The 1,746-nt window shown below is 75.3% G+C and carries 2 protein-coding genes; both read left to right on the top strand.

What is annotated here, in order from left to right:
* The coding region (locus tag AOK15_RS40085) for an AMIN-like domain-containing (lipo)protein (RefSeq protein ID WP_420877036.1) at positions 1-388 on the top strand (388 nt) is incomplete at its 5' end.
* Between the two features lie 134 nt (positions 389-522).
* On the top strand, positions 523-1,746 hold a 1,224-nt coding region (locus AOK15_RS40080), incomplete at its 3' end, for an AMP-binding protein (RefSeq protein WP_157870524.1).

Below are 1,746 nucleotides of genomic sequence, written 5' to 3'. Positions count from 1 at the left end.
CAGGACCGGCCGCCACGACTGCTACGACCGCATGGTCTTCGACGTCCCCGGCGGCGGCGACCACATCGGCTACTACGTCCAGTACGTCGACCAGTTGCACCAGGTCGGCTCGGGCGACGTCATCCCGGTCGGCGGCGGCGCCGTCCTGGAGGTCAGGATCGCCGCGCCCAGCTACGACCCGGAGACCGGCGCGGTCGCCTACCCGGGGAAGGCCGCGAAGCCGCTGCCCGGCGTCGACATCACCGGCTACCGCACCTTCCGCGACACCCGCTTCGCGGGCAGCTTCGAGGGCGAGACCCAGATAGGTCTCGGTGTCCGCGCCCGGCTCCCGTTCCGGGTGATCCAGCTGCACGACCGGCTGGTCGTCGACGTCGCCCACAGCTGGTGAGCACGCGCCGGTAGTGCTTCGTCAGGGGCGACGCGACCCGTGGCAGGGGCGGGAACACGCGGCGGCCGAGCGCCGGTGCTGTTCCGCGGTGCCCGACTTGTAGGGTCCGCACGGTGGAGAGATCGAATGAAGGTTTGAACGGCGGGGCGTCGGCCTGGACGCTGCTGGATGTGCTGCTCGGCGCGGCACGCGAGGTTCCCGAGCGGACCGTCGTTCATGTGCGGGCCGACGGCGGCGAGCACACCGTCACCTTCGCCGGACTCCGCGACGAGGCGCTGCGGGTGGCGGGCGGCCTGATCGGGGCCGGCGTCACCGCGGGCACCCCGCTGCCGCTGGTCGCCGACCGGGGCGAGGACTTCCAGCCGATGTTCTGGGGCGCGCTGGCGGCCGGCGCCGTCCCCGTGCCGCTCGCGCCCGAAGCCCGCCGCGTCGGCCCGGTGTGGGAACTCCTCGGCCGCCCGCCGGTCGTCGTCGACGCCTCCACGGCGCCCCTGCTCGACGAACTGGGCGCGGCCGTGGCGGCGTTGCCGCTCGACGCGCTCCGCGCGGGCCGCCCGCCCCGGCGACCGCACCGGCCCGCGCCCGACGACGTCGCGTTCCTCCAGTTCTCCTCCGGCAGCACCGGCTCCCCCAAGGGCGTCGAACTGACCCACGCCGGCGTCCTCGCCAACCTCCGCCAGATCCGTACGGCGATGGCCATCACCGGCGACGACGTCATCGCGACGTGGATGCCGTACTTCCACGACATGGGCCTCATCGGCACGCACCTGGTGCCGATGGCCGCGCGGGTGCGGCAGATACGCGTCGAACCGCTGTCCTTCGCCAAGCGCCCCGCCCTGTGGCTGGAGGCCGCGGCCCGACACCGCGCGACCCTGCTGTCGGCCGCCAACTTCGCCCTCGACCTGGCCGTACGGCGGATCCCGGCCGCGACGCTCGCCGGACTCGACCTGAGCCCGGTACGGCTGCTGCTCGTCGGCGCCGAGCCGATCGCCCCACGCGTCTGGCGCGCCTTCCAGGCCCACACCGCCCCCGCGGGACTCGACCCGCGCGCCCCGCTCCCCGTCTACGGCCTCGCCGAGGCGACGCTCGCGGTGACCGTGCCGCCGCTGGGCGAGCGCGCCGAGCCGGTGGTACTCGACCGGGCCGCGCTCAGCCGGGGCCGGGCGGTGGAGACCGCGCCGGGCCCGGACGCGGTGGAGTTGATGGACCTCGGACTGCCGGTGGAGGGCTGCGAGGTCAGGATCACCGGGCCGGTGGGGGACAGCGAGGACGACGACGACGGCGGCGGTGCGGGGAGCCCGGCGGGGGCGCGTGCCGCCCGAGACTCCCGTGACGCCCGTGCCGCCCGAGACTCCCGT

The sequence above is a fragment of the Streptomyces ossamyceticus genome (assembly GCF_001418475.1).
Taxonomy (GTDB): domain Bacteria; phylum Actinomycetota; class Actinomycetes; order Streptomycetales; family Streptomycetaceae; genus Streptomyces; species Streptomyces ossamyceticus.
Note: the sequence above shows the minus strand (reverse complement) of the source record. Positions and strands in the feature narration are given on the sequence as shown.